This is a genomic window from Thermus sp., from assembly GCF_056332225.1.
The window spans coordinates 38,039-62,238 of the sequence record NZ_JBWGQW010000005.1; the positions used below are offsets into that span (position 1 = coordinate 38,039).

The 24,200-nt window shown below is 69.5% G+C and carries 28 protein-coding genes and 2 pseudogenes; 20 read left to right on the forward strand and 10 right to left on the reverse strand.

Annotated elements, in window-relative coordinates; genetic code table 11:
• Positions 1-25: 25 nt before the first annotated feature.
• From AC01Y6_RS02060 to AC01Y6_RS02070, 3 genes are read right to left on the reverse strand one after another with little or no spacing between them, the layout of a single operon-like run.
• Positions 26-856: a hypothetical protein gene (locus AC01Y6_RS02060; protein ID WP_428716840.1), complete on the reverse strand. Its 831-nt coding sequence runs from the start codon at positions 854-856 to the stop codon at positions 26-28.
• A 5-nt stretch (positions 857-861) separates the two neighbouring features.
• Positions 862-1,851: a M20/M25/M40 family metallo-hydrolase gene (locus AC01Y6_RS02065; protein ID WP_476670012.1), complete on the reverse strand. Its 990-nt coding sequence runs from the start codon at positions 1,849-1,851 to the stop codon at positions 862-864.
• Positions 1,851-2,504, reverse strand: a complete 654-nt coding sequence (locus AC01Y6_RS02070; protein ID WP_347241920.1) for a response regulator transcription factor — start codon at positions 2,502-2,504, stop codon at positions 1,851-1,853. Before AC01Y6_RS02070 ends, AC01Y6_RS02065 begins: the two co-directional genes overlap by 1 nt.
• A 47-nt stretch (positions 2,505-2,551) precedes the next feature.
• Between AC01Y6_RS02070 and AC01Y6_RS02075 the strand changes: the two genes are divergently transcribed.
• A complete protein-coding gene (locus tag AC01Y6_RS02075) occupies positions 2,552-3,781 on the forward strand; it encodes a class I SAM-dependent RNA methyltransferase (protein ID WP_476670014.1) in 1,230 nt (409 codons plus the stop codon).
• Here AC01Y6_RS02075 and AC01Y6_RS02080 read toward each other — a convergent pair.
• On the reverse strand, positions 3,767-4,735 hold the full coding sequence (locus tag AC01Y6_RS02080; RefSeq protein ID WP_476670016.1) for a LysM peptidoglycan-binding domain-containing M23 family metallopeptidase: 969 nt from the start codon (positions 4,733-4,735) through the stop codon (positions 3,767-3,769). The two genes, AC01Y6_RS02075 and AC01Y6_RS02080, sit on opposite strands and share 15 nt — an antisense overlap.
• A 28-nt stretch (positions 4,736-4,763) precedes the next feature.
• On the opposite strand from AC01Y6_RS02080, the gene aroQ reads away from it, so the two are divergent.
• The 13 genes from aroQ to AC01Y6_RS02145 all read left to right on the forward strand — a co-directional run bounded on the left by aroQ (position 4,764) and on the right by AC01Y6_RS02145 (position 15,184).
• On the forward strand, positions 4,764-5,204 hold the full coding sequence (gene aroQ / locus AC01Y6_RS02085) for a type II 3-dehydroquinate dehydratase (RefSeq protein ID WP_428716508.1): 441 nt from the start codon (positions 4,764-4,766) through the stop codon (positions 5,202-5,204).
• 99 nt (positions 5,205-5,303) lie between these two features.
• Positions 5,304-7,721 carry a DNA gyrase subunit A gene (gyrA, locus tag AC01Y6_RS02090; protein ID WP_476670017.1) on the forward strand — a complete coding sequence of 806 codons (2,418 nt, stop codon included), beginning with the start codon at positions 5,304-5,306 and terminating at the stop codon, positions 7,719-7,721.
• Entirely contained in the window at positions 7,722-8,033 is a 312-nt protein-coding gene (gene cutA, locus AC01Y6_RS02095) for a divalent-cation tolerance protein CutA (RefSeq protein WP_476670019.1), read from the forward strand.
• Positions 8,030-8,455 (forward strand): nucleotidyl transferase AbiEii/AbiGii toxin family protein, encoded by a 426-nt coding sequence (locus AC01Y6_RS02100; protein ID WP_347241914.1) that lies wholly within the window; start codon positions 8,030-8,032, stop codon positions 8,453-8,455. Before cutA ends, AC01Y6_RS02100 begins: the two co-directional genes overlap by 4 nt.
• A complete protein-coding gene (locus tag AC01Y6_RS02105; protein ID WP_347241913.1) occupies positions 8,452-8,682 on the forward strand; it encodes a hypothetical protein in 231 nt (76 codons plus the stop codon). Before AC01Y6_RS02100 ends, AC01Y6_RS02105 begins: the two co-directional genes overlap by 4 nt.
• Before the next feature lie 76 nt (positions 8,683-8,758).
• On the forward strand, positions 8,759-9,367 hold the full coding sequence (locus AC01Y6_RS02110; protein WP_347241912.1) for a helix-turn-helix domain-containing protein: 609 nt from the start codon (positions 8,759-8,761) through the stop codon (positions 9,365-9,367).
• A gap of 121 nt (positions 9,368-9,488) precedes the next feature.
• Entirely contained in the window at positions 9,489-10,136 is a 648-nt protein-coding gene (locus tag AC01Y6_RS02115) for a DUF502 domain-containing protein (protein WP_347241911.1), read from the forward strand.
• 12 nt (positions 10,137-10,148) lie between these two features.
• Entirely contained in the window at positions 10,149-10,511 is a 363-nt protein-coding gene (locus tag AC01Y6_RS02120; protein ID WP_347241910.1) for a hypothetical protein, read from the forward strand.
• Positions 10,508-11,188 carry a response regulator transcription factor gene (locus AC01Y6_RS02125; protein WP_347241909.1) on the forward strand — a complete coding sequence of 227 codons (681 nt, stop codon included), beginning with the start codon at positions 10,508-10,510 and terminating at the stop codon, positions 11,186-11,188. Before AC01Y6_RS02120 ends, AC01Y6_RS02125 begins: the two co-directional genes overlap by 4 nt.
• A gap of 25 nt (positions 11,189-11,213) precedes the next feature.
• Positions 11,214-12,464 (forward strand): sensor histidine kinase, encoded by a 1,251-nt coding sequence (locus AC01Y6_RS02130; protein ID WP_476670021.1) that lies wholly within the window; start codon positions 11,214-11,216, stop codon positions 12,462-12,464.
• Between the two features lie 18 nt (positions 12,465-12,482).
• Complete coding sequence (locus AC01Y6_RS02135) at positions 12,483-13,193, forward strand: (Fe-S)-binding protein (protein WP_347241907.1); 711 nt, start codon at positions 12,483-12,485, stop codon at positions 13,191-13,193.
• Positions 13,183-14,580 (forward strand): LutB/LldF family L-lactate oxidation iron-sulfur protein, encoded by a 1,398-nt coding sequence (locus tag AC01Y6_RS02140; protein WP_476670022.1) that lies wholly within the window; start codon positions 13,183-13,185, stop codon positions 14,578-14,580. Before AC01Y6_RS02135 ends, AC01Y6_RS02140 begins: the two co-directional genes overlap by 11 nt.
• The gene (locus tag AC01Y6_RS02145) at positions 14,570-15,184 is read left to right on the forward strand and encodes a LutC/YkgG family protein (RefSeq protein WP_476670023.1); all 615 of its coding nucleotides are present in this window, start codon (positions 14,570-14,572) and stop codon (positions 15,182-15,184) included. The genes AC01Y6_RS02140 and AC01Y6_RS02145 overlap by 11 nt, the downstream gene beginning before the upstream one ends.
• On the opposite strand, the gene lepB is transcribed toward AC01Y6_RS02145, so the two are convergent.
• On the reverse strand, positions 15,126-15,944 hold the full coding sequence (gene lepB / locus AC01Y6_RS02150; RefSeq protein ID WP_347241904.1) for a signal peptidase I: 819 nt from the start codon (positions 15,942-15,944) through the stop codon (positions 15,126-15,128). The genes AC01Y6_RS02145 and lepB overlap by 59 nt on opposite strands.
• A complete protein-coding gene (locus tag AC01Y6_RS02155; RefSeq protein ID WP_347241903.1) occupies positions 15,941-16,693 on the reverse strand; it encodes a patatin-like phospholipase family protein in 753 nt (250 codons plus the stop codon). Before AC01Y6_RS02155 ends, lepB begins: the two co-directional genes overlap by 4 nt.
• A 48-nt stretch (positions 16,694-16,741) precedes the next feature.
• On the opposite strand from AC01Y6_RS02155, the gene AC01Y6_RS02160 reads away from it, so the two are divergent.
• Complete coding sequence (locus AC01Y6_RS02160) at positions 16,742-17,515, forward strand: serine/threonine-protein kinase (protein WP_428720796.1); 774 nt, start codon at positions 16,742-16,744, stop codon at positions 17,513-17,515.
• Positions 17,516-17,659: 144 nt separating this feature from the next.
• Here AC01Y6_RS02160 and AC01Y6_RS02165 read toward each other — a convergent pair whose 3' ends face one another.
• Entirely contained in the window at positions 17,660-18,751 is a 1,092-nt protein-coding gene (locus AC01Y6_RS02165) for an N-acetylmuramoyl-L-alanine amidase family protein (protein WP_476670025.1), read from the reverse strand.
• A 49-nt stretch (positions 18,752-18,800) separates the two neighbouring features.
• Here AC01Y6_RS02165 and AC01Y6_RS02170 point away from each other — a divergent pair, with 49 nt between their 5' ends.
• Positions 18,801-19,220 (forward strand): OsmC family protein, encoded by a 420-nt coding sequence (locus AC01Y6_RS02170; protein ID WP_347241900.1) that lies wholly within the window; start codon positions 18,801-18,803, stop codon positions 19,218-19,220.
• Positions 19,220-19,978, forward strand: a complete 759-nt coding sequence (locus AC01Y6_RS02175; RefSeq protein WP_476670026.1) for a type III pantothenate kinase — start codon at positions 19,220-19,222, stop codon at positions 19,976-19,978. Before AC01Y6_RS02170 ends, AC01Y6_RS02175 begins: the two co-directional genes overlap by 1 nt.
• Here AC01Y6_RS02175 and AC01Y6_RS02180 read toward each other — a convergent pair.
• Entirely contained in the window at positions 19,941-20,300 is a 360-nt protein-coding gene (locus AC01Y6_RS02180; RefSeq protein WP_476670027.1) for an SRA domain-containing endonuclease, read from the reverse strand. The two genes, AC01Y6_RS02175 and AC01Y6_RS02180, sit on opposite strands and share 38 nt — an antisense overlap.
• A 226-nt stretch (positions 20,301-20,526) precedes the next feature.
• On the opposite strand from AC01Y6_RS02180, the pseudogene AC01Y6_RS02185 reads away from it, so the two are divergent.
• Positions 20,527-20,705 (forward strand): annotated as a pseudogene (locus AC01Y6_RS02185) (IS5/IS1182 family transposase); the annotation flags it as partial.
• A gap of 30 nt (positions 20,706-20,735) precedes the next feature.
• On the opposite strand, the pseudogene AC01Y6_RS02190 reads toward AC01Y6_RS02185, so the two are convergent.
• Both AC01Y6_RS02190 and AC01Y6_RS02195 read right to left on the reverse strand, forming a co-directional pair.
• Positions 20,736-20,837, reverse strand: a pseudogene (locus AC01Y6_RS02190) (helix-turn-helix domain-containing protein); the annotation flags it as partial.
• A gap of 85 nt (positions 20,838-20,922) precedes the next feature.
• The gene (locus tag AC01Y6_RS02195) at positions 20,923-21,525 is read right to left on the reverse strand and encodes a hypothetical protein (protein ID WP_476670028.1); all 603 of its coding nucleotides are present in this window, start codon (positions 21,523-21,525) and stop codon (positions 20,923-20,925) included.
• A 161-nt stretch (positions 21,526-21,686) separates the two neighbouring features.
• Here AC01Y6_RS02195 and AC01Y6_RS02200 point away from each other — a divergent pair, with 161 nt between their 5' ends.
• Together AC01Y6_RS02200 and AC01Y6_RS02205 are read left to right on the forward strand one after the other, a co-directional pair.
• On the forward strand, positions 21,687-22,175 hold the full coding sequence (locus AC01Y6_RS02200) for a hypothetical protein (RefSeq protein ID WP_476670030.1): 489 nt from the start codon (positions 21,687-21,689) through the stop codon (positions 22,173-22,175).
• A gap of 12 nt (positions 22,176-22,187) precedes the next feature.
• A partial coding sequence (locus AC01Y6_RS02205; RefSeq protein ID WP_476670031.1) for a hypothetical protein occupies positions 22,188-24,200 on the forward strand: 2,013 nt, incomplete at its 3' end.

A 24,200-nucleotide genomic window follows, 5' to 3' on the forward strand; every position in this document is an offset into this window, starting at 1 on the left:
CCCTCATGCTGGCGCAAGGTGGTATTTACCCCCCCATCTCCCGCTTGAGGGCCTTAAGCTCGCCTTCCCAGTCCTCCCCCAGGGTGAGGAGCCGGTGGGGTTTGGTGAGCCTCCGGGCCGCCTTCCTGAGCAGGCCGGGGATGGGCGGGCAGGCGTAGGAGACCACGAGGAGGAGGGCCTTGACCCGGCCCAGGCGGTGGAGGTAGTGGACCATGCCGAGGAGCTCCCGGTCCGTGGGCAGGTCCATGGGAAGGAGCCTTCCCCCCTCCTCCCGGAGGCGTTCTGGGGGCTGGTCGGGAAAGTAGGGGAGGAGGTCCACCCGGGCCAGGGCCTCCGCCACCTCCCTCCGGAAGGCCTCGTCCTCCAGGAGGTAAGGCTGGGCCACCACCCCCACGCTTCCCGGCGGGGTCTTGAGGGGTGGGGCGGGCTTGAGGAGGCTTTTGGTCTGGTCCAGGGCCCGGCCTACCCGCATGGGGTTGCGGGTGAGGATCTGGCCGATCTCCCCCGCCCGGCCCAAGACCCGCTCGGAAAGCTCGGCGGGCACCTTGAGCACCGGGGGAAGCCCGGGGTAGTAGCGGTGGAGGGTGGCCTCGAGGTCCAAAAGCCAGGGGCACTGCCCTCCCCCCCGCTCGGATTCCACCCCCCCCTGCAGATCGGGAAGGAGGAGGTAGTCCACCCCCTTCGCCTTCAAGGCCTCCACCTGGGAAAGAAGCCCTTGCACGGGCAGGCAGTAAGGCAGGCGGGAATCGGGGTCCACCGAGGCCCGCACCACCTCCACCCCCAAGGCGCGAAGGTAGGCCTCCCAGAAGCCCAGGTACCGCCTTGAGAGGAAGCCCTGAAGGACGCCCACGCGCATACGCCCTATCCTACGCCAAGAGCCCAAAGAAAGGAAAGGAGCGCTTTCCGCCCCTCCCAAAGGCTCTGGGGAAGGACCCACTCCTCCTCGGTGTGGGCCCCGCCCCCCCGGTAGACCCCGAGGGCGAGGGCGGGCACGCCCCGCTCCAGGGCGGCGCTGGCGTCGGTGGAGCCCGCCTGGAAGAGGGGCTTTTCCCCCACGGCGGCGAGGGCCCGCCTGGCCGCCTCCCGCAGGGCTTCGCTCGCCGTGAGGCCCGCGGGCCTCTCCCCCAGGACCTCGAGGTCCAGCTCTACCCGGTGCTCCTGGGCCGCCGCCTCGAGGACCTCCCGGGCCCGGGCGAAGAGGGAGGCGAGGCGCGAGGCCTCCAGGGCCCGGATCTCCAGGAGGGCCGAGGCCTCCTTGGGGATGGCGTTCACCGCCTGGCCCCCCTGGAGGGCGCTGGCGTTGAGGCTCGCTCCCCCTTCCTGGCGAAAGAGGGCGTGGAGGGCGGAAAGCCCCCGGGCCAGGGCGAAGACGGGGTTGGGGCTTCCCCGGTCCCCCCAGGCGTGCCCCCCAGGGCCCAGGAAGCGGACCCGGAAGCGCACCGAGCCCACCGCCCGGTCCACCACCCCCGGGAGGTAGCCGTCCACGGCCACCACCACCTGGGGAGAGAGGGCGGCCACCAGGGCCCTCGCCCCCTTGAGGTTCCCCAGGCCCTCCTCCCCCACGGTAAAGCCCCGCACCACCCCGGGGATTTCCGGCAAGGAGAGGAGGACCGCCACCCCGCCCGTGTTGTCCCCCACTCCGGGGCCGTAGAGCCTCTCCCCCACCCGCCGGGGTGGGGCCGGGGGAAGGACGGTGTCCAGGTGGGCGAGGAGGAGCACCCTCCCCTCCCCGGCCCACACGTTTCCCAGGCCGTCGCGACGAGCCCCAGGGAGCCTCGAGGCCACGTAGTCCCCCCTCGCCTCCTCCCCCGCGAGGGGGGCGAGCTCCAGGAGGAAGCGCACCGGGTCCACTACTCTTCCGGCTCGGGCTGGGCCAGCCCCTCGCGGATGGCGTAGAGGGCGGCCTGGGTGCGGTTGTTGAGGTGGAGCTTCTGGAAGATCTCGGAAAGGCGGTTGCGCACCGTCTTTTCCGAGAGGCCGAGCTCGGCGGCGATCTCCAGGTTGGTGTAGCCCTGGGCCACCAGCTTCAGGATCTGCACCTCCCGCTCGGAAAGCTCGGCGTGCAAGGGAACCTGGGCCTCCCGCTTGGCCCGGAAGTCCTGGATGATCCGCCCGGCGAGCTCGGCGTCCAGGAGGACCTCCCCAGCGTGGACCCGGCGGATGGCCTCGGTGAGCTCCCGGGCGTCGGCGTCCTTGAGGAGGTACCCCCTCGCCCCCGCCTTCACCGCCTCAAAGACGTAGGCGTCCTGGCGGTACATGGTGAGGATGATGACCTTGGCCTGGGGCCACTCCTTGAGGATGGCCTGGGTGGCCTGCACCCCGTCTAGGCCCGGCATCTGGATGTCCATGAGGACCACGTCGGGCTTGGCCTCGAGGGCGTGCCTTAGGGCCTCCCAGCCGTCCTTGGCCTCTCCCACCACTCGGAAGTCCCCCTCCGCCTCCAAAAGGCTTTTGAGCCCCTGGCGGAAGAGGGCGTGGTCGTCTGCCAAAAGCACCCGGATCACCCCCTTATTGTAGCCCTCCCCCGAAGGCCCGGTGGTAGGGTGGAGGGGTGAAGGTCTTCGCCGTGGAAAAGCTGGTGCCCGGGGGCTACGGCCTGGCCCGGGGGGAAGAGGGGGCAGTCCTGGTGAAGGGAGCCTTCCCGGGGGAGGTGGTGCGGGGAAGGCCCGTGCGCCGCCGGGGAGCCCTCTTCCTGGAGGAGGTGGAGGTGCTCTCCCCCCGCCCCGACCGCTACCCCCACCCCCTCCCCCCCTCTGCCGACCTGCCCCTCGCCTATGAGGCCCAGCTTCCCCTCAAGGAAGGCCTGGTGCGGGAGGCCCTGGAGCGCATCGCCGGGCTCTCCTTCCCCCTAAGCCCCATCCGGCCCTCCCCAAGGCCCCTCGCCTACCGCACCGCCGCCCAGTACGCCCGCCACCCCTTGGGGGGCCTGGCCTACCGCCTCCCGCAAAGCCGCGCCCTTTTCCCCGTGGCCGAGGACCCCCTGGTGGCCGAGCCCCTGGCCTGGGCCCTGGAGGTCCTGAGGCTCTGGCCCCTCCCCGTGGAGGAGGTGGCCCTAAGGGGAAGCCTCAAGGAGGGAAAGGTCCTCCTGGGGCTCATCGGGGGAAACCCCGAGGCCCTGAAGCGGCCCGCCCGGGCCCTGGTAAAGGAGGGCTTCGCCGGGGTGGTCTGGGCCGAGCCCTCCCCCAAGGGGCGCTTCCGGGGGCAGGTGCGCCCCCTCCACGGGGAAAGGACCCTCCTGGAAGCCTTCGGTCCCCTCACCGCCACGGTGAGCGTGGAGAGCTTCGCCCAGGTGAACCCCGAGGCCATGGGCCTCCTCCTGGAGGAGGCCCGGGGGCTGGTCCTCGGGGGGAAGAGGGCGCTAGAGCTCTACGCGGGCTCGGGCCTCCTCTCCCTCCTCCTCGCCCCCCGCTACGGGGAGGTGGTGGCGGTGGAGATCAGCAAGGAGGCGGTGCGCCGGGGGGAGGCCGACCGGAAGCGGCTTGGAGTGGAGAACCTCCGCTTCCACCGGGGAGACGCCCGGGAGGCCCGGGCCCTGGGCGCCTTTGACCTTGTGGTCCTGGACCCCCCGCGGGCGGGCCTCGCCCCGGAGGTCCGGGCGTACCTCAAGGAAACCCGGCCCAAGGAGATCCTCTACGTGGCCTGCGACCCCGCCACCTGGGCCCGGGACGTGGGGGAGCTGGTCCGGGGGGGCTACCGCCTGGCCTTCGCCCGGCCCTACGATTTCTTCCCCTTCACCCACCACGTGGAGGTCCTCTCCCTCCTCCGCCTAGGGGAGGGGTAGGCCGGCGAAGAAGGGGGCGGGGTCCACCGGCACCCCGAAGAGGCGCGCCTCCAGGTGCAGGTGGGGGCCGGTGGAAAGCCCGGTGCTTCCCAAAAGCCCCACCACCTGCCCGGCCTGCACCCTTTCCCCAAGGCGCACCCTCCGCTCCTTGAGGTGCCAGTACCCCGTGCAAAGCCCCGCCCCGTGGGCCACCACCACGGCCTCGCCCCGCACCTTGAGCCTCTCGGAGAGGACCACCACCCCATCCGCCACCGCCCGCACCGGGGTGCCCTCGAGGGCGGCGTAGTCCAGGCCCTCGTGGTAGGAGGTGAAGAGGTCGCCGTAGCGCCGCCGGACCCCGAAGGGGCTGGTGATCCGCCCCGAGAGGGGGAGGCGAAAAGCGAGGCCCGAGGGCAAAGCCCCCTCCTTGGGGCAGGCGGCCACCACCTTCTCCCGCTCCGCCTTGAGCCCTGGGTCCTTGAGGAGGGCCTCGAGGGCCGGGGAGAGGCGGAGGGTCTCCTGGGGGTAGCCCCCCGGGGCCACGCGCAGGGGCACCTCCACCCTTTCCCCGTCCAAGAGGAGCCGCAAGGGGTGCACCCCGGGCTCCGCCAGGGCCCCCACCGGGAGGAGGCCGAGGAGCCTGGCCCCTTGGGGGAAGAGGGGGTAGGTGGCCCCGAGAAACTCGGCCTGGCCCTCCCGGTAGCCCTCCACCACCAGGCCGAAGGCCCGCCCCTGCACCGGGGCAAGGTAGAGGGCCCGCCCCCGGGGGAGGGCCACCTCCACCGCCCGGCGCACCCGGAGGACCTGCCCGGGCCGGATGCGGCCAGGGTCCTTAAGCCCGTTGAGGCGGGCGAGCTCCTCCACCGTGGTGCCGTAGCGCCGGGCGATGGCGAAGAGGGTCTCCCCGGGGGCCACCACGTGGGTCTGGGCCCAGGCCAGGGCCAGGAGGAGGCCGAAGGCGAGGAGGCGGCGCATGGCCTTATGCTAAGGCAGAGGAGCCCCCATGGTGCTGATCCTGAACGGCCCCAACCTGAACCTCCTGGGCAGGCGGGAACCCGAGGTCTACGGCCGCACCACCCTGGAGGAGCTGGAGGCCCTCTGCGAGGCCTGGGGGGCGGAGCTTGGGCTTGGGGTGGCCTTCCGGCAGACCAACTACGAGGGCCAGCTCATTGAGTGGGTGCAGCAGGCCCACCAGGAAGGGTTTTTGGCCATCGTCCTGAACCCCGGGGCCCTCACCCACTACTCCTACGCCCTCCTGGACGCCATAAGGGCCCAGCCCCTTCCCGTGGTGGAGGTCCACCTCACCAACCTCCACGCCCGCGAGCCCTTCCGCCGCCACTCCGTGACCGCCCCCGCTTGCCGGGGCATCATTTCCGGCTTCGGGCCCCTCTCCTACAAGCTCGCCCTCCTCTACCTGGCGGAGACCCTGGAGGTGGGAGGCTGAGCCTCGAGGCCCCTCTTTGGACCCTTTCCCGCTTAGAGCGGTGGGGGAAAGCCCCGTGCTATAATGAAAGCTGGCGTCTAAACGCCTCTTAGGAGCGCTATGTCCCAGATACTGCCCGTAGAGATCACCGAGGAACTCAAGCAGAGCTTCATCAACTACGCCATGTCCGTCATCGTGGACCGGGCCCTGCCCGACGTGCGGGACGGGCTCAAGCCGGTCCAGCGGCGCATCCTCTTCGGGGCCTACCAGGAGGGGGTGCTCCCCAACCGCAAGCACGTGAAGAGCGCCAAGATCGTGGGCGAGGTCATGGGCAAGTACCACCCCCACGGGGACGCCGCCATCTACGACGCCCTGGCCCGCCTCGCCCAGCCCTGGAACCTGCGCTACCCCCTCATTGACGGCCAGGGGAACTTCGGCTCCATAGACGGCGACCCGCCCGCCGCCCAGCGCTACACCGAGGCGAGGCTTTCCCCCATCGGGGCGGAAATGCTCCTGGACATAGACAAGGAGACGGTGGACTTCCGCCCCAACTACGACGGCTCCCTCAAGGAGCCCGAGGTCCTCCCCGCCGCCATCCCCAACCTCCTGGTGAACGGGGCGAGCGGCATCGCCGTGGGCATGGCCACGAGCCTCCCGCCCCACAACCTCTCCGAGGTGGTGGACGCCCTGGTGGCCATGATCGAGAACCCAGGGATCCCCCTCGAGGAGGTCATGCGCCACCTCCCGGGGCCCGACTTCCCCACCGGGGGGAAGCTCTCCCGGAAGGGCATCCGGGAGGCCTACGCCACGGGCCGGGGAAGCCTCAAGGTGCGGGCCAAGGTGCGCGTGGAGGAGAAGGGCCAGAGGCCCGTCCTGGTGGTCACGGAGATCCCCTACCAGGTGAACAAGGCGGGCCTCATCGCCCAGATCGCCGCCCTGGTGAAGGCCAAGAAGCTTGAGGACATCGTGGCCCTCCGGGACGAGTCCGACCGCCAGGGCCTCCGCATCGCCATTGAGCTCAAGCGGGGGGCGAACCCCCAGGTGGTCCTGAACCAGCTCTACAAGCACACCGCCCTCCAGACCTCCTTCACGGTGAACCTCCTCGCCATCGTGAACGGGGAGCCCAAGGTCCTCTCCCTCCTGGACCTCATGCGCCACTACCTGGACCACCGCAAGGAGGTCCTAAAGCGCAAGAGCCTCTTTGACCTCAAGAAGGCGGAGGAGAGGGCCCACATCCTGGAAGGGCTCCTCATCGCCCTGGACCACATTGACGAGGTCATCGCCCTGATCCGGGCCTCGGAGGACGCGGGGGAAGCGCGGAGGGGCCTCATGGAGCGCTTCGGCCTCTCCGAGGCCCAGGCCCAGGCCATCCTGGACATGCGTCTCCAGCGCCTGGTGGCCCTGGAGCGGGAGAAGCTTTTGGAGGAGTACCGGGAGCTCATGGAGGAGATCGCGCGGCTCAAGGCCATCCTCGAGGACGAAACCCGCCTCTGGGGGGAGGTGAAGCGGGACCTCCTCCGGGTCAAGGAGCGGTACGGGGACGCGCGTCGCACCCTCATCGCCGAGTTTGAGGAGAGCTTCAGCCCCGAGGACCTCATTGAGGACGAGCCCATGGTCATCACTCTCACCGCCCAGGGCTTCCTCAAGCGCCTCCCCTTGGAGAGCTACCGGGCCCAAGGGCGGGGGGGGAAGGGCCTTTTGGCGGGCAAGACCAAGGAGGAGGACGAGGCCACCCAGGTCTTCGTGGCCGACGCCCACGACGACCTCCTCTTCTTCACGAACCGCGGCCGGGTCTACCGCCTCAAGGTCTACGAGCTCCCCGAGATGGGCCGCCAGGCCCGGGGGGTGCACGTGAAAAGCCTCCTTCCCCTCTCCGAGGAGGAGGAGGTGGCCGCCCTCCTCTCCGTGCGGGGCCTCGAGGGCGAGGGCTACCTGGTCTTCGCCACCGAGCGGGGCCTCGTCAAGCGCACCGCCCTCAAGGAGTACCAGAACCTGGGCCAGGCGGGCCTCATCGCCATAAGGCTCCAGGAGGGGGACCGCCTGGTGGGGGTGGCCCTCTCCGACCCCGAGGACGAGGCCATCCTGGCCACCGCCGAGGGCCAGGCCATCCGCTTCCCCCTGGAGGAGGTGCGGGCCACGGGCCGGGACACCCAAGGGGTGACCGGGATCCGCTTCAAGAAACCCGCCGACCGGGTAGTCTCCTTGGTCACGGTGAAGCCCGGGGAGATGGTGGACCTCCTCTCCGTGAGCACCCGGGGCTACGGCAAGCGCACCCCCCTCTCCGAGTACCCCCTGCAGGGGCGGGGCGGGATGGGGGTCATCACCTACGCCGTCTCGGCCAGGGTGGGAAGGCTCGCCGCCCTCCTCAAGGTGCGGGGGGCGGAGGACCTCCTGGTGCTCTCCAAGAAAGGCCTCGCCCTCCGCACCCCCGTGGCGGAGATCCGCCAGTACTCCCGGGCCACCGCCGGGGTAAAGGTGATGAACCTCCCGGAGGAGGACGAGGTGGCGAGCGCCTTCGTGGTGGAGGAGGAGAGGTAGATGGAGGAAGTGGTCTTCATCACCGTGCCCAGCGAGGAGGTGGCGAGGACCCTCGCCAGAACCCTGGTGGAAGAGCGCCTGGCGGCCTGCGTGAACATCGTCCCTGGCCTCACCTCCATTTACCGCTGGCAGGGGGAGGTGGTGGAGGACCGGGAGCTCCTCCTCATCGCCAAGACCACCACCCACGCCTTCCCCAAGCTCAAGGAACGGGTCAAGGCCCTCCACCCCTACACCGTGCCCGAGATCCTGGCCCTGCCCGTGGCCGAGGGGAACCGGGAGTACCTGGAGTGGCTTAGGGAGAACACCGGATGACCCCGGATATGCTGGACTTCCTCCGGGCGCTCCACGAGGCGGGGGCCCGGTTTTTGGTGATCGGCGGGTACGCCCTGGCCTTCCTGGGGAGGCCCCGCTTCACCAAGGATCTGGACCTGTGGGTGGACGCCCAGGAGGCAGAAAGGGTCCTCGCCGCCATCCGCGCTTTCTTCGGCGGGGACGACCTGGGCCTTGCCGTGGAAGACCTGGCAAGCCCAGGCGTGGTCCAGCTGGGCTACGCCCCCAACCGCATTGACCTGGTCATCCTGGACGCCCCCCCCTTTGACGCGGCCTTCGCCCGGGCCCTGGAGCGGGAGGTGGCGGGCGTCAGGGTCTACGTGGTGCACCCCGAGGACTTCAAGGCCCTGAAGCGGGCCTTCGGCCGACCCGTGGACCTCAGGGACCTGGAGGAGCTGGAATGAGAACCATCCGGTCCGTGGCCCGCCGCTTCCCCCTGGAAGCCCCGCCCGACGACCGGGCGGAGTGGCGGGAGGTACCCCTGGAGGAGCGCCTGAAGGCGGTGTGGGAGATGGCCCTCTTCTGGGCGAGGCTGGAGCTTGCCCAGGCGGAAAGGGAGGGGAGGAGGGCGGAGATCGCCGTGGAGCGGCTCCTCCCCGTGGCCCGGAGGCGCCCCTTGGGGAAAGGGTAGCCGGAACCAAATTTTTACAACCCGAAGGTTTACAAAATCCCCAGCGGCGTGCTACCCTGGGGGCAAGGAGGGAACCATGACCCAGGCCCGCGAAACCGCAAGCTTCAAGCCCGGAGAGGTCATCCTCTACCCCGGGGTGCCGGGGCCCAGGGAACGGGCCTTCCGGGTGCTCAAGGGGGTGGTGCGCCTCGAGGCGGTGGACGAGGAGGGCAACGCCCTCACCCTCCGCCTGGTGCGCCCCGGGGGGTTCTTCGGCGAGGAGGTCCTCTTCGGCCAGGAACGGGGCTACTTCGCCGAGGCGGTGACGGAGGTGGTCCTGGAGCCCCTACCCAAGGAGCCCCCTCCTGAGGTGCTGAGGGAACTCACCCAGCACCTGTCCCAGGCCCTCTCCGAGTCTTACCGCAGGATTGAGCGCCTGGCCACCCAGCGCCTCAAGAACCGCATGGCCGCGGCCCTCTTGGAGCTGGCGGAAACCCCCTTAGCCCAGGAAGAGGGAGGTGGAATCGTCCTCCACGCCACCCACGACGAGCTGGCCGCCGCCGTGGGGAGCGTGCGGGAGACGGTGACCAAGGTCATCGGGGAGCTCTCGCGGGAGGGCTACATCCGCTCGGGTTACGGCAAGATCTTCCTCAAGGACGTCCGGGGCCTCAAGGAGCTGGCCCAGGCCCGGGGGGACGGCCGGTAGCCGCGCCAGGATGAGGGCCCCGGTGCAAACCCTCCTCGCTTGGGAGCAAGCGCGGGGTCCACAATAGGCCCACCCCGTAAGCCCCGCCCCACCCGGGGGGCGTTGGCATAAACTGAAGGCCATGCGCCTCCGGCAACGCCTCCTCACCGGCCTGGTCACCCTTCTTCCCCTGCTGGTCACCCTCTACTTCCTGGGCTGGGTCTACACCTACTCCGGGAGCTACATCCAGGGTTTTCTCCGCCTCCTGAACCTCGAGGTGCCCCCCACCTACCTACCCCTCCTCCCCTTCGTCGGCCTCCTCTTGGCGGCGGTCCTCATCTACCTGGTGGGCGCCCTGGCCGAGAACTACCTGGGCAGGAGGCTTATCCTCTCCCTGGAGCGCTCCCTTCTCCTCCTGCCCATCGTGCGGGACATCTACAAGGCGGTGCAGCAGATCGCCCACACCCTCTTCGGGCAAAAGGAGGTGAAGTTCAGCCGAGCGGCGGTGATCGAGTACCCGAGGCGGGGGCTTTACACCCTCTGCTTCGTGGTCCAGCCCGTGGGGCACCGCCTTCCCCCTCTACCCGAGGGGTACACCGCGGTCCTCGTGCCCACGAGCCCCGTGCCCGCCAGCGGCATGGTGATCCTGGTCCCCTCGGAGGAGGTCATCCCCCTGGAGATCAGCGTGGAGGACGCCCTCAAGTACGTGGTCTCGGCGGGCTTCCTCCTCCCGGAAAAACCCCAAGGCCCCTTAACCTCCCTCCCACAAAAGGCGGAAAGGCCCTCCTAGAATGGGGGAAGGATGCGGTGCCTCCTCGTCCTCCCCCTCCTCCTGGCCGCGGCCCTGGCGGCCGTTCCCCCCCTCCTCGGCCCCACCCTGCCCCCGGGCACGGAGCTCAGGCTCCTCTCCGCCGACCTCAGGACCCTTCACGGGGCCTGGCGAGTGGAGGGCAGGCGCCTCCTTCCCCTCTCCCCACCCCTTGCGCCCAAGGCGGGGCAGGAGGTGCAGCTTCTCCTGGTCCTCCCGGGGGAGAAGCCCCGGGCCTTCCCCGGGATGGCCGAGCGGGGGGACGTCTTCCTCCCCTGGGAAAAGGAGCAGGTGAGCCTCCTCAGGCTCCTCAAGGAGGTCTACGGCCTCGCCCCTCCGGAAAGGCTTTGGCCATGAAGCGCATCCTCCTCATCGAGGACGACCCCGGGGTGGCCCAGCTGGTGGAGCTGGAGCTCAAGGAAGCGGGCTTCGCCGTGGACTGGGCGGCAAGCGGCATGGAGGGCCTGGTGAAGCACCGGGAGAAAAAGCCTGACCTGGTGGTGCTGGACCTGGGCCTTCCCGACCTGGACGGGGCCGAGGTGGCCCGGAGGATCCGCGCCACCGACGACACCCCCATCCTGGTCCTCACCGCCCAAGACGCCGTGGACCGCAAGGTCTCCCTGCTCTCCGAGGGGGCGGACGACTACCTGGTGAAGCCCTTCCACCCCGCCGAGCTTCTGGCCCGCATCCAGGTGCAGCTCCGCCGCAAAGGAGAGGGGGAGGTCTTCTCCGTGGGGCGGCTGGAGCTTTACCCCAGGAGGCGGCAGGTCTTCTTCGGGGAGCGGGAGGTGCGGCTTTCCCCCAAGGAGTTTGACCTCCTCTCCCTCCTCATGAGCCGCCCGGGACGGGTCTTCTCCCGCCAGGAGATCGAGGAGCGCATCTGGGGGAGACCCCTGGGCAAAGACTCCAACGTGCTGGACGTCCACGTGGCCAACCTCAGGGCCAAACTCCGGGAGGCCGGGGCCTACGGCTACCTGCGCACGGTGCGGGGGCTGGGCTACGCCGTGCGCCAGGGCAAGGGCGAGGAAGGCTAGGACCGGGCGGCCAGGGGGGTTTTCGGTGCTCTCCTTCCGCACCCGCCTCTTCTTGGCCTTCAGCCTCCTCTGGTTCCTCTTCCTGGGGGGAGCCTTGTACCTGGCGGGGCGGGGGGTGGAAGGGGCCCTCAAGGGCCACCTCGAGGCCACCCTCCTAAAGGACGCCCGCACGGTGGCCGAGGCCTACCAGAAGGGTCGGTCCGGAGCCCTCCTCACTACCGGGGGGGTGTACCTCCACCTCTACGCCGAGGACGGGGAGCCCCTGGTCCTCACCCGCCCCGACCACCGCCTGCCCCGGGAGGCCCTCCGGCAGGCGGGGCCCGAGCCCAGGGCCTTCTGGGCTCGGGGTTTTCTGGCGGCGGTGGTGCGCACCCCCTTGGGCCTCCTGGTCCTCACCGCCGAGGCGGCCCCCATTGAGGCCACCCTGGCCGCCCTGAGGCGGGCCCTTCTGGAGGCCTTCTTCCTCCTCTTCCCCCTGGGGGTGATCCTGGTCTACCTCACCGCCCGCCTGGCCACGCGGCCCCTGGAGGTGGCGGCCCGCGAGATCGCCACCCGGAGCCCCGAGCGGCTGGAACCCGTGCCCCTCACCCTCCCAAAGGACGAGTTCGGCCGCATGGTGGAGACGGTGAACGCCCTCCTCTCCGCCCTCAAGGAGGCCAAGGAGCGGGAGCGGGCTTTCCTCGCCGAGGCCAGCCACGAGCTCCGCACCCCCCTCACCGTCCTCCTCGGCCACCTGGACCGCCTGGGGCGGAACCCCATGGACCTCGAGGCCCTCCGCACCGCCCGGGCCACCGCCGAGAGGATGCGCCGCCTGGTGGAGGACCTCTTGGCCTTGGCCCAAGGCGAGGCGGGCTTCCGCTTCAGCCCCCACATCGTGGACCTGAAGGCCCTGGCGGAGGAGGCCGCCCGGGAGCACGGGGTGGCCTTCCGGGGAGAGGAAGCCGAGGTCCTGGGCGACCCCGACCGCCTCTTGCAGATGCTTCGCAACCTCGTCGCCAACGGGGTGCGGGCCGCGGGGAAGGAGGGGGTGCAGGTAAGGGTGCGCCGGGAGGAAGGCCACGCCCTCCTGGAGGTGGAGGACTCGGGGCCCGGGATCCCCCAAGACCTCCTCCCCCACCTTTTCCAGCGCTTCGCCCGGGGGCCCGGGGGCGGGACGGGGCTCGGCCTCGCCATCGCCCGGGCCATCGCCAAGGCCCACGGCGGGGATATCTCCGTGGAAAGCCGCCCCAGGCGCACGGTCTTTAGGGTGCGGCTACCCCTTTTGGAGGAGGAGTAGGGCTTATGCTAGGGCCAAATGCGCGTGGCCCTCTTCATCACCTGCCTGGCCGACCAGTTCTACGCCGAGGCCGGGGTGGCGGCGGTGCGGCTCCTTAGGGCCCTGGGGGTGGAGGTGGACTTCCCCGAGGGCCAGACCTGCTGCGGCCAGCCCGCCTTCAACGCCGGGTACTGGGAGGAGGCGAGGCCCCTGGCGAAGCGCACCCTAAGGGTCTTCGCCGAGGCGGAGTACGTGGTCCTGCCCTCGGGAAGCTGCGCCAGCATGGTGAAGAACCACTACCCCGAGCTCCTTCCCGGAAACCGGGAGGCCTTGGCGATGGCCGAGAAGACCTACGAGCTCTCCCAGTTCCTGGTGCGGGTCCTCGGGGTGGAGAGGCTCGGGGAGGGGCTTAAGGGGAGGAAGGTGGCCTACCACCACGGCTGCCACGCCCTGAGGGAGCTTGGGGTGCGGGAAGAGCCCCTTCTCCTCCTCCAAAACGCCGGGGCGGAGCTTCTTCCCTGGGAGGCCGGAGAGGAGTGCTGCGGCTTCGGGGGGCTTTTCTCGGTGAAGCTCCCCGAGGTCTCCTTGGCCATGGCGGACCGGAAGCTCGCCACCTTACCCGAGGCCGAGGTCCTCACCTCCACGGACGCGGGCTGCCTCCTCCACCTCGCGGGGCGCCTGGGCAAAAAGGGCAAAAACCTCAGGGTGGCCCCCCTCGCCACCCTGCTCTGGGAGGCGTATGCGGGCTAAGGCCAGGCTCTACCCCAAGGAGGCGGCAAGGCTCCTCCGGGAAAAGCCCGGGGTGCGGGAGGCGGTCACCGGGGCCACCCTCCACTTTGAGAGGAACCGCCTTAAGGCCTACGCCGAGGTCCCCATCGGGGAGTGGCGGGAGAGGGCCAAGGCGGTGAAGGACCACGTCCTAAGCCACCTGGACCACTACCTGGAGCTCGCGGAAAGGCGGCTTAGGGAAAACGGCGTCCAGGTGCATTGGGCCGAGACCCCCGAGGACGCCCACCGGGTCCTCAGGGAGATCGTCCAAAGGCACGGGGTCAAGCGGGCGGTGAAGGCCAAGAGCATGCTCACCGAGGAGCTCGGGGTGAACCCCCTCCTCGAGGCCCTGGGGGTGGAGGTCTACGAGACCGACCTCGGGGAGTACCTGATCCAGCTCTTGGGCGAGCCCCCAAGCCACATCGTGGGCCCCGCCATCCACCTCTCCCTGGAGGAGATCCAGAAGCTTTTCCACCAGCGCTTCGGCACCCCCCCGGACGCCCCCCCCGAGGCCCTGGCCCAGGTGGCGCGGCGGGTGCTTAGGGAGGCCTTCCTCTCGGCCGAGCTCGGCCTGAGCGGGGCCAACTTCCTGGTGGCGGAGACCGGGACCCTGGCCCTCATGGAAAACGAGGGGAACATCAGGCTCTCCACGAGCCTCCCCAGGGTGCACGTGGCCTTCGTGGGGCTGGAGAAGCTCCTTCCCCGCTCCGCCGACCTCGCCCTCTTCCTCCCCCTCACCGCCCGGGCGGCCACGGGGCAGCGCCTTTCCACCTACGTTTCCCTCCTCCAGGGCCCGGCCAGGGCGGGGGAGGAGGGCCCCGAGGAAGTGCACGTGGTCCTGGTGGACCACGGGCGCACCGCCCTCCTTCAGGATCCCGAGGCCTGGGAGACCCTGCGGTGCCTCCGCTGCGGGGCCTGCCTCAACGCCTGCCCGGTTTACCGCCAGACCGGGGGGCACCCCTACGGCTATGTTTACTCGGGGCCCATCGGGGCGGTTTTGGACCCCGGGCTCCTCGGCCTGGAGGAGGCCTACCCCCTGCCCTACGCCTCCACCCTCTGCGGGGCCTGCTATGAGGCCTGCCCGGTGAAGATCCCCATCCCCAAGCTCCTCCTCGCCTGGCGGCACCGGGCGGTGGCCGAGGGCCTCACCCCCGCCTGGGAGGGGGCGGCCATGCGGGCCTTCCGCAAGGTCATGGAAAGCCCCGCCCTCTACCGCCTCTTCTCCAAGGGCCTGAGGGGGCTTCCCCTGCCCCAGGACCTCCTCCCCCTCCTCAAGGCCTGGACCGAGGGCAGGGGCCCCCTGAAGCCCAGCCCCAGGCCCTTCCACGAGCTCTGGAAGGAGGTGGAGGAGGCCGAGGATGGACCCTAGGACCCGCATCCTCGCCCGCGTGCGGCGCGCCCTGGGGGGAAGGCCCAAGGCCCTCCTCCCCGAGCACCCCCACACCCCCCTCCCCCTGGACCCCGTGGACCTCCTCCTTAGGCGCCTAAAGGAGAACGGGGCCGAGGCCGAAAGGCTTCCCCGGGAGGAGGCCCGCTCCTTCGCCCTAAGCCTCGCCCAGGGGCTTCCCGGGGCCGCCTTCGGCAAGACCCTTCCCGAAGACCTCAGGCCCCCCCTTCCCGAGCTTCCCCCCGAGGAGGCCCCCCTGGGCCTCTCCTACGCCCTCTTCGCCGTGGCGGAGACGGGGAGCGTGGCCCTTTCCAGCGAGGAGGGCCGAAGGGTCCAGCTCCTCCCCCCCATCCACCTGGTCTTCGTGGAGGCGGGGAGGGTGTACGGGACCCTCCTCGAGGCCCTGGAGGACCTCAAAGCCCTCCCCGCCGCCCTCGGCCTCCACTCCGGCCCCTCCAAGAGCGCGGACATCGGCCAGGTGATGGTCAAGGGGGTCCACGGACCCGGGAGGCTCGTGGTGGTCGTGCTCACCGGCCCGGAGGGACCTCCAGATAGGCCGGAGGGGGAGAAAGAGGGCGGAGGTTGAGGCGGAACCCCCCCTCGCCCCGCACGAAGAGGGGCCACCACACGAAGTTCGCCCGCCCGGCGATAGCCTCCTGGGGCACGGGGCCGAAGGTGCGGGAATCCTCGGAACCCCCGAGGGTGCGGTTGTCCCCCATGACGAAGTAGTAGCCCTTCCTCAGCTTGATGCGGCCCACCTCGCAGGACTCCTCCAGTCGGCTCCGGTCCAGCACCTCCTTGGAGGGAGGGAGGAGCATCTCCTTGAGGGGCCTGAGGTAGGCGGGGAGGAGCTCCACGGGGAAGTCCCCCTGCTGGGTGATGATCCGGGTCATCCGCCCCTCCTTGTAGCACACCCCGGGGAAGGAGTCGGGCCAGGGGGAAAGGCGATCGGTGATGTGGGTTTCCGCCAGGGGCTTCCCGTTCACGTACACCACCCCCCGCTCCACGTAGACCTCGTCCCCGGGGACCGCCACGATGCGCTTGATGAAGAAGGCCCGGAAGGAGAAGCCTAAGACGGGAAAGCGGGCGGTGGCGAAGGGGGTGCCCTCCGGGGGCTTCAGGATGGCGATCTCTCCCCGGCGCCACTCCGTTAGGCCGAAGCGCACCAGCCAGGTCTCCCACTTGGGCACCAGGACCCTCTCCCCGTTTATCAAGGTGGGGAACATGCTCTGGCCCACCACCCCCACGGTGGTGAAGACGAAGGTGGTGACCAAAAAGGCCACCAGGAGGGCCTCCCCCACCTGGCGGAACCACTCCTTGAACAGGTACTCCCAAAAAGCCTTCATACCCCTCCCACTTTAGCAAGGGCCGCCCGCGCCGCCTGGCGGCCGGCCTCCACGATCTCCTCGAGGCGGCGGAAGTCCTCTATGCCCACCCCCTGGAGGCTCGGTCGGACGTAGACCTCCGGGGCGTAGAGGGTGAGGCGCACCGAGGTGAGGTGGACCTGCATCAGGTCCACCGCCCGCCGGGCCAGGGCGAGAAGGCCCCGGGGCACCTCCTCCACCGCCCTTTCCGGGGTCACGTCCACGGCGTAGACCTCCCCCGCCCCCAGGAGGCGGGCGGCGTCCACGGGCAGGTTGTCCAGCACCCCCCCGTCAAAAAGAAACCTCCCCTCCCGCTCCACCGGGGCCAGAAGGCCGGGGTAGGCGGCCGAGGCCAGCACGGCGCTCGGCAGCTCCCCCTGGGTCAGGAAGACCAGCCTCCCCGAGACCGCGTCCACGGCGGTCACCACCAAGGACCGCTTGAGCCCAGAAAAGGTTTCGGGCAGGTGCTCGGCCAGAAAATCCTTGAGCTTTCTGCGGGAGAAAACCCCCTCCCTGGGGGAAAGGCCGAGAAGGCCCAGCCAGGGGGTTTTCCGGGCCAAGGCCAGCATCTCCTCCGGGCTTTTCCCCGCGGCGAAGAGGGCCCCCACGATGGCCCCCATGCTGGTGCCCGCCACCACCTGGAAGTCCAGGCCAGCTTCTAAAAAAACCTCCAGGGCCCCGATGTGGGCGAGGCCCCGGGCCCCGCCTCCGGAAAACGCCAGACCGCGCACGGGAAAATCCTAACGGCTCCCAGGTGAAAGAGGTGAGGGGCGGGTATAGTGGAGGCGGTGAGCCTGGCGGGGAAGACCCTCCTTGAGCGCTACCGGGTGGTGCGTCCTCTGGGCCAGGGGGCGCTGGCCACGGTCTACCTGGCCTTTGACCCCTTCGGTACCCCCTACGCCCTCAAGGTCTTCCCCAAGGGGACCGAGGCCCGGCGGGACCGGGAGCTTTGGGTGGGGAAGCGGCTTTCCCACCCCAACCTCAACCCGGTGCTGGAGGCTTTAAACCTGGAGGAAGGCCCCGCCCTCCTCCTGGCCTACGCCCCGGGGGAGGAGATGGACCGCTGGATGCTCCGCCGCCCCGGGAAGAAGCGGGCCCTCCTCGTTTTCCGGCAGCTCCTCGAGGCCTTAGCCCACATGCACGAGAAGGGCCTGGTCCACCGGGACGTGAAGCCGGAAAACCTCATCGTGGCCGGCACCGACGAGGCGAGGCTTTTGGACTTTGACCTCTCGGGTCCGGCCCTCGAGGCCTTCAAAAAGCCCTTGCGGGTGGGCACCCTGCCCTACCTGGCCCCGGAGCAGGTGCTGGGGCGAAGCCCTGGGCCGGAGGCCGACGTCTACGCCGCCGGAGTCATACTCTATTGGATTCTTTCCGGGGAGCACCCCTTCGTGGGGACGCCGGAGGAGGTCCTCCTGGGCCACCTGCAGGGGGCCGTCCCCCCCTTGACGGACCTGGCCCCAAAGGAGCGGGAATACCTGGAGCGCCTCCTGGCCAAACGGCCCGAGGCCCGCTTTTCCACGGCGGGGGAAGCCTTAAAGGCCTTTCCCTTTTAGCGCCCATGCCTTCGTGTGTCCTCCTCTCCACCCTCCTCGGCTCGGCCCTTTTCGCGGGCCTGGGCGAGGTGGCGGTGGGGCGGCTTTGGGTGGAACCTCCCTCCGGGAGGTCCCCCCGCCCGGCAAGGGGCCCTGCCCCAGGCCCTAGCGGGCGAAGGCCCCGTTGGCCAGAAAGCTGAGAATGCCGGAAAGAAGCCCCTGGGCCACCTTTTCCCGATAGCTCGCCTCCCGAAGGCGCCTGCCCTCTGCCGGGTGGTCGCCGAAGCCGATCTCCACCAGGACCGCCGGCACCTTGGCGTAGCGGAGGACGAAGAGGTCCCCGGGGAAGCTCCCCCGGTAGGGGCTTCCCGTGGCCTGGGAGAGCTTTCGGCCCAGGGTTTCGGCGAGGCGCTGGCTGTAGCGCTGGTTGGCCTGGGCCACGATGTCCGAAAGGATGCGCTCGGCCACGCTCTTGGTCTCCTCGGTGAGGCGCTTGCCCAGCTCCCCGCCGCCGTTTTCCCGGATCACCTGGGCCACGACCCTCGGGTCCTGGGCCCGGCCGAAGAAGTAGACCTCCACCCCTCGGACGGTGCGGGTGGGGAAGGCGTTCACGTGGATGGAGATGAAAAGGTTCACCCGGGAGCTGTCGGCCATGGCCGCCCTCCGGGAGAGGTCCTCCCGTTTATCCGGGGAGAGGTGGGCGTCCCGGTCGCGGGTGAGGCGCACCTCTATCCCCTCGGCCTCGAGGAGACGCTTTAGGCGGTGGGCCACGTCCAGGACCACCTCCTTCTCCACCACGTAGCCCACCATCCCGGGGTCTATCCCCCCGTGCCCCGGGTCCAGGAGGACCACGGGCTTGGGGGGCTTAGGGGCGCGCCTTGCGGGCGGAGAGGAGGAAGGCAAGGGCGGATCCTTGGCCTTCTTCAGGCTCAGATCCAGCACCAAGCGCTCGGGATCGGCGTAGCGCTGGGCCTTCACCTCCACCAGGGCCTTGAGGCGCACCAGGACCCGCACCCCCCCCTTCTCGGGCACCACCTGCACCGAGGCCACCTCGGGGGAGTTCACCAGGAGGTCCCGAGCCTCGGCCCTGAGGCCGGAGAAGAAAAGGGTGAGCAGGCCGCCCTCCTGGTCCAGACGGTAGGCCACCCCGGCCGAGGGCAGGTCAAAGACCAGGCGGGTAAAGCCCTCGTGGACTCCCACCCTGGGGAAGGCCAGGGCGAAGCTCCATAGGAAGCAAAGGCTCCAAAGCCACCGCATTCAGGCCCCATTCTAGCGGCTTGGATGAGGGTCTGGTAAAATCCAGCTCATGACGAAGAAGGTGGTCCTCTACAACCTGGTGGGGCACCGCTTCCTGGGGGTGAACGAGAGGGGGGACAAGGTGATGGTGGATGGGGACGAGCCCTCCACCGGGCCCCGTCCCATGGAGCTCCTCCTCATGGCCCTGGGGGCATGCACGGCCTACGACGTGGTGGACATCATGAGGAAGAAGAAGCAGCCCCTCTCCCGCTACCGGGTGGAGGTGGAAGGGGAAAGGGCCGAGACCCACCCCAAGCGCTACACCCGCATCACCGTCACCCACATCGCCTCCGGGCCCAACGTGACCCTCGAGGCCCTGGAGAGGGCCGTCCACCTCTCCCACACCAAGTACTGCTCCGCGTCCGCCAACCTCAACGCCGAGATCACCACCCGGGTGGTCCTGGAGCCCTGGGAGGAAGGGGAAGGGTAATGTTCCTCGCGGTGGACATCGGCAACACCTCCACCGCCCTCGGCCTCTTTGAGGGGGAGCGCCTCGTGGCCCACTTCCGCATCCACACCGAAAGGATGCGGATGGAAAGCGAGTACCGGGTCATCCTGAAAAACCTCTTCGCCCTGGAGGACCTCCCGCCCCCCAAGGCCGCCCTCCTCGCCAGCGTGGTCCCTCCCGTGGAGCGGGAGATGAAAAGGGCCATAGAAAGGCTTTTCGGCATCCAGGCCGACATCGTGGACGCCGAGGCCACGGGCCTCGAGGTCCTCATAGACAACCCCAAGGAGGCCGGGGCCGACCGCCTGGTGAACGCCGTGGGGGCCCTGGCCTACGAAAGCCCCACGGGCCGCTACATCGTGGTGGACTTCGGCACCGCCACCACCTTTGACCTGGTGGAGGCGCCGGGCCGCTACCTGGGCGGGGCCATCACCATCGGCCCCCAGACCGCCGCCGACGCCTTGGCCGCCCGCACCGCCAAGCTCCCTCGCATAGACCTGGTACCGCCTAAGCAGGCTGTGGGGAAGAACACCCTCGAGGCCCTCCGCTCGGGCCTGGTGCTGGGCTACGCCGCCCTGGTGGAGGGCATGGTGCGCCGCTTCAAGGAGGAGGCGGGGGAGGCCCTGGTCATCGCCACCGGGGGCTTTGCCGAAACCCTTAAGCCCATCTGCCCCTCCTTTGACGTGGTGGACGAGGACCTCACCCTCAAGGGGCTTCTTCGCATCCACCTGGCGCGAGGGTAAACCCATAAACGTACCGCCCCTCCTCCGGCAAAAGGGCGTACCGCCACCCCTCCACCCGGTAGAAGCCTAGGTCCCGCCACCTCCCCGGGGCCTCCCTGAGGAAAACCCGGAGGGGCGTGCCCTCCCGGTGGGCCAGAAGGAGCCTGAGGTTCCCGCCCAGGGGTTCCTGGTGGCCCCGCTTCCCCTCCCCCATGTAAGAGGATGCGGCCCCCGCGCAAAAAAGGTTCCGGTACCCCGACTCCCCCCGGTCCACCAGAAGGCTACGTGGGCTTGCCTTGCAAAGATTGGGGCGACGGGTGTATATCTCCCTCCTGATAGGCAAGAGAGGCTTTGCTCGCAGGGAACCAAGCCCCAAGGAGGTGCTCGCCCACGGCCTACGCCTGGCCCAAGAGGTGGCTCCACCCACAAGCGGGGCCGCCCCTGGCGCTACAGCCACGCCCTTTACCTGGCCCTCCTGATGGAAAGGCCCTTCCCTTCCCACCAGTCCCTGGCCCGCTACGCCCTCGAGCACCTGGACCTTCAGCTCTTAGAAACCCTCCTGGAGAGGCTTGTCCGCGAACTGGAGGCCCACCTCGCCTCGGAATCCTCGCCGGAGGAGGAAGCGCCTTCCGGCCAAGCGCCGGCGCCTCCCCCGGACACCACGGGGCTGGCCTACCGGAGGGAGGACCGGCTTCTCCCCTTTCGTCGGGGGGAGGAGGCGCGGCGGCACGCGCGGCTTCTGGCGCTCGATCTTGGCCATAAGGCTGGTGGAGAAGCCTGCCATGCGGGCGAGTTCTTCCTGGGTGAGGCCGAGCTCCCCCCGCCTTTCGCTGATGCGGAGGATGTGGCGGGGGAGGGGGCGTTTGCTGGTGCGTGGCATAGCCACACGATACGGTCTGTTCTCTTAACGCAAACGGGGCGCGTGCTTATGCAGGATATGCGGGGGGTGCAAGTTTTGAGCCATCCTACCCGCGTTCCCTGAGAAGGGCGGCGAGGCGCTGGAAGGCCTCCCGCGCCCGGGCCTCCTCCAGGGGCCCCGGCTCCGCCACGAAGAGCCTCTCCAGGAGGAGCCCCGGAAGCCTCAAGGGGGAGGAGCGGGGAAGCTTCACGTGCAGGAAGAGCCCCAGGGGGACGGCGAGGGGCGCGAGGGGGGGATAGATCGCCAAGAGGGCGAGGGCGATGGGAAGGGAGATCCCCACCGCCACCGTCCCGCAGGCGGGGGAGAGGGCCTTGGCCCGCCTCCAGGCCTCCTCCGGCTCCACCCCCTCCTCCACGAGGAGGAGGGCCTCCACCACCTTGTGCTCCGCCCCGTGCCAGCGCCTCATGGCCCCGAAGCGGAGGGCGAGGGGGGCGAGGAGGAGGAGGGCGGGGAGGGCGAGGTAAGGGGCCTTTTCCTTCCCCAGGGCGAGGAGGACGAGGGCGGGGGCGAGGAGAAGGGCGACGAGGGCGAGGGACTCCGCCCCGCGCCGCCCCCTCGTCACCCGCACCCCGCGGGCGTCCACGGAGCAGACGAGCCCCTCTCCCCGAATCTCAAACCCCCACGGCGAGGAAGCGCCTACCCAGGCCATGGGGGCATTTTAGAGCAAGCATAAGGTCGCGGTGGTCAGGAGGGTAAACCGCCCCTCCCCAGACCGTCCAGGACCAGGTCCGCCTCCTCGAGGCCCCGCCGGGCTCAGGTTTTCACAGCTCTTTCACAGGTTCCTGTATCCTTTAGTTATAGGAGGGAGATATGCGGAGAGCGCTCTTGGGTTTTGCCCTTCTCGCCCTGGCCGTGGCCCTGGCCCAGGCCCTGGGCCTGGACCTCCGGCCCTACCTGGTCAAGGTGGTAGAGGGCAAAGAGGTCTACGAGGAAAACCCCCCGGCGGTGAAGCCCGGGGACGTCCTGGAGTGGCGCCTCCTGGCGGAGAACCGCTCGCAGGGCGACCTCCGCCAGGTGGCCCTGGTCATCCCCATTCCCAAGGAGACCTACTACCTGGAGGGGAGCGCCAAGCCCCTCCAGGTGGGGGGTGCCACCCTCAGGCCCGAGTTCAGCTTTGACGGGGGGAAGACCTTCGGCCTGCCCCCCCTCAAGAAGCGGGTCCGGGTGGTGGAAGGCGGAAAGGAGGTGGAGAAGGAGGTGGAGGTGAAGCCGGAAGAGTACACCCACGTCCGCTGGGTCGTCCCCCTTCTTCCCAAGGGGGCCAAGGTTTCGGTCAGTCTTAGGACGGTTGTGAGGTAAGGAGGTTGAGAGATGAGGACGAAAGCCGTATGGTTGTTCCTTGGGGCGTTGCTCCTGGGGCTGGCCTACGCCATGACCCCGGCGGGCACGGCCATCCAGAACCAGGCTTCCGCAAGCTACATTGACTCCGCGGGCCAGCCCAGGACCACCACGTCCAACCTGGTGACCACCCTGGTCCAGCAGGTCTACGCCTTCAGCATCACGCCCAACGGTCCAGACGAGGCAAACCCCGGCCAGACCAAGAACGCCCTCCCGGGGGGCCAGGTGGTCTTCACCTACCTGGTGCAGAACAACGGGAACGGCACGGACACCATCAACCTAATCATCGGGAGCACCGAGCAGGGCACCGCCGATGACTTTGACCTTTCAAGCCCCACCATCTACCGGGACGCCAACTGCAACGGCGTCCTGGACGCCGGGGAGGCCACCCCCATCCCATCGGTTACCCTCGGCATGGGCCAGCAGGCCTGCCTTCTCGTGGTGGCCACGGTGGATCCCACCGCCACGAACGGGAAGTACGGCAACCTGAACCTCCGGGGCACCTCCGCGGGGGGGTCCACCGACACGGACAACTGGGCCCGGGCCGTGGCCACCACCGCCGGCGCCCTCACCGCGAGCAAAGCCGCAAGCCCCTCGGGCGCCGTGGCCCCAGGCGACACCATCACCTACACCATCTCCGGGCAGAACGTGGGCGGTAGCGCCGTCTACGGCATCCCCGTGACCGTGGACGGGACCTCTAAAACGGGCATCCTCATCGCCGACGTCCTGCCCACGGGCCTCACGGTGAGCGCCATGCCCACCGGCACCGCCGGGGCCGGCACGGTCCGCATCATCTACGATGACGACGGGTCCGGCTGGCGGACCCTCACTTCCCTTCCCACTGGCGGACTCACCGGAAACGGCACCATCAAGATCGGCATGCTCATTGAGGGCACGGGGGCCTTCTTCCCCGTGGGCGCCCAGTACACCTTCAGCTTCCAGGCCCAGGTGCCCACAAGCGCCTCCGCCGGAGCCACCTACAGCAACAGCGCCACGGTGCGGTTTGACGCCAACGGCGATGGCGACGCCGACGACCCCGGCGAAACCCTCACCACCAACTCCACCACCAACACCGTGGGCGCGAGCTACAGCGTGGCCGTGGGCCCCTACGGCCACCCCGAGGGCGGGGCAACCGGCTCCTACCCCGCGGGCGGCTACACCGTGACCCGCTCGGGCGACACCCAGACCATCGCCACCGCCAACTCGGGCACCACGGTCACCTTCCGCCACACCCTCAAGAACACGGGGAACACGGGGGATAGCTTCACCCTCTCCTACACCGGGGCGCCCTCTGGCTGGGCCTGCCAGCTGGTGGCCGACGACCTCACCACCCCCATCTCCGGCCCCGTGGGCCCGGTGGCGGTGGGCGGCACCTACGACTTCGCCCTGAAGTGCGCCATCCCCAGCACCTACACGAGCACCACGGCCGTGAGCCTCACCGTCACCGCCACCAGCGTGGGGGACACCTCCAAGAGCGACACCACCACGGACACCGTGAGCCAGGTGAATGACGGCTTCCGCCTGGACATCTACGGTGGCCTTGACGGCTCCGGCACCTACACGCACAGCAAGGCATCTGGCTCCACCAACACCTCTGACGACCCCGCCACTTCTCGTCCTGCTATTCCCACCACCACCGCCAACCCCGGGGCCTCCGTGGTCTACCGGCTTCGGGTGGACAACCTCAACCCCAACCGCTTGGCGGACAACTACCAGCTTTCCGTTCAGGAGGTGTCTAAGTTCGACCAAGTGGACAACGTGCTCTTCTACGCCGACGCCAACGACGACGGTGTGCCCGACGGGGCTCCCATCACCAACACCGGCATGGTCCCCGCCGGCGGCACCTTCAAGTACCTGGCCGTGGTGACCCTTAAGCCCAACGCCTCTCCCGTGAGCGTGGGCTTCAACTTCAGGGCCCAGAGCACCCAGTCCGCCAGCGAACCCATTGACTACGTCTACGCCCAGATAAACGTCAACATCCTGGCC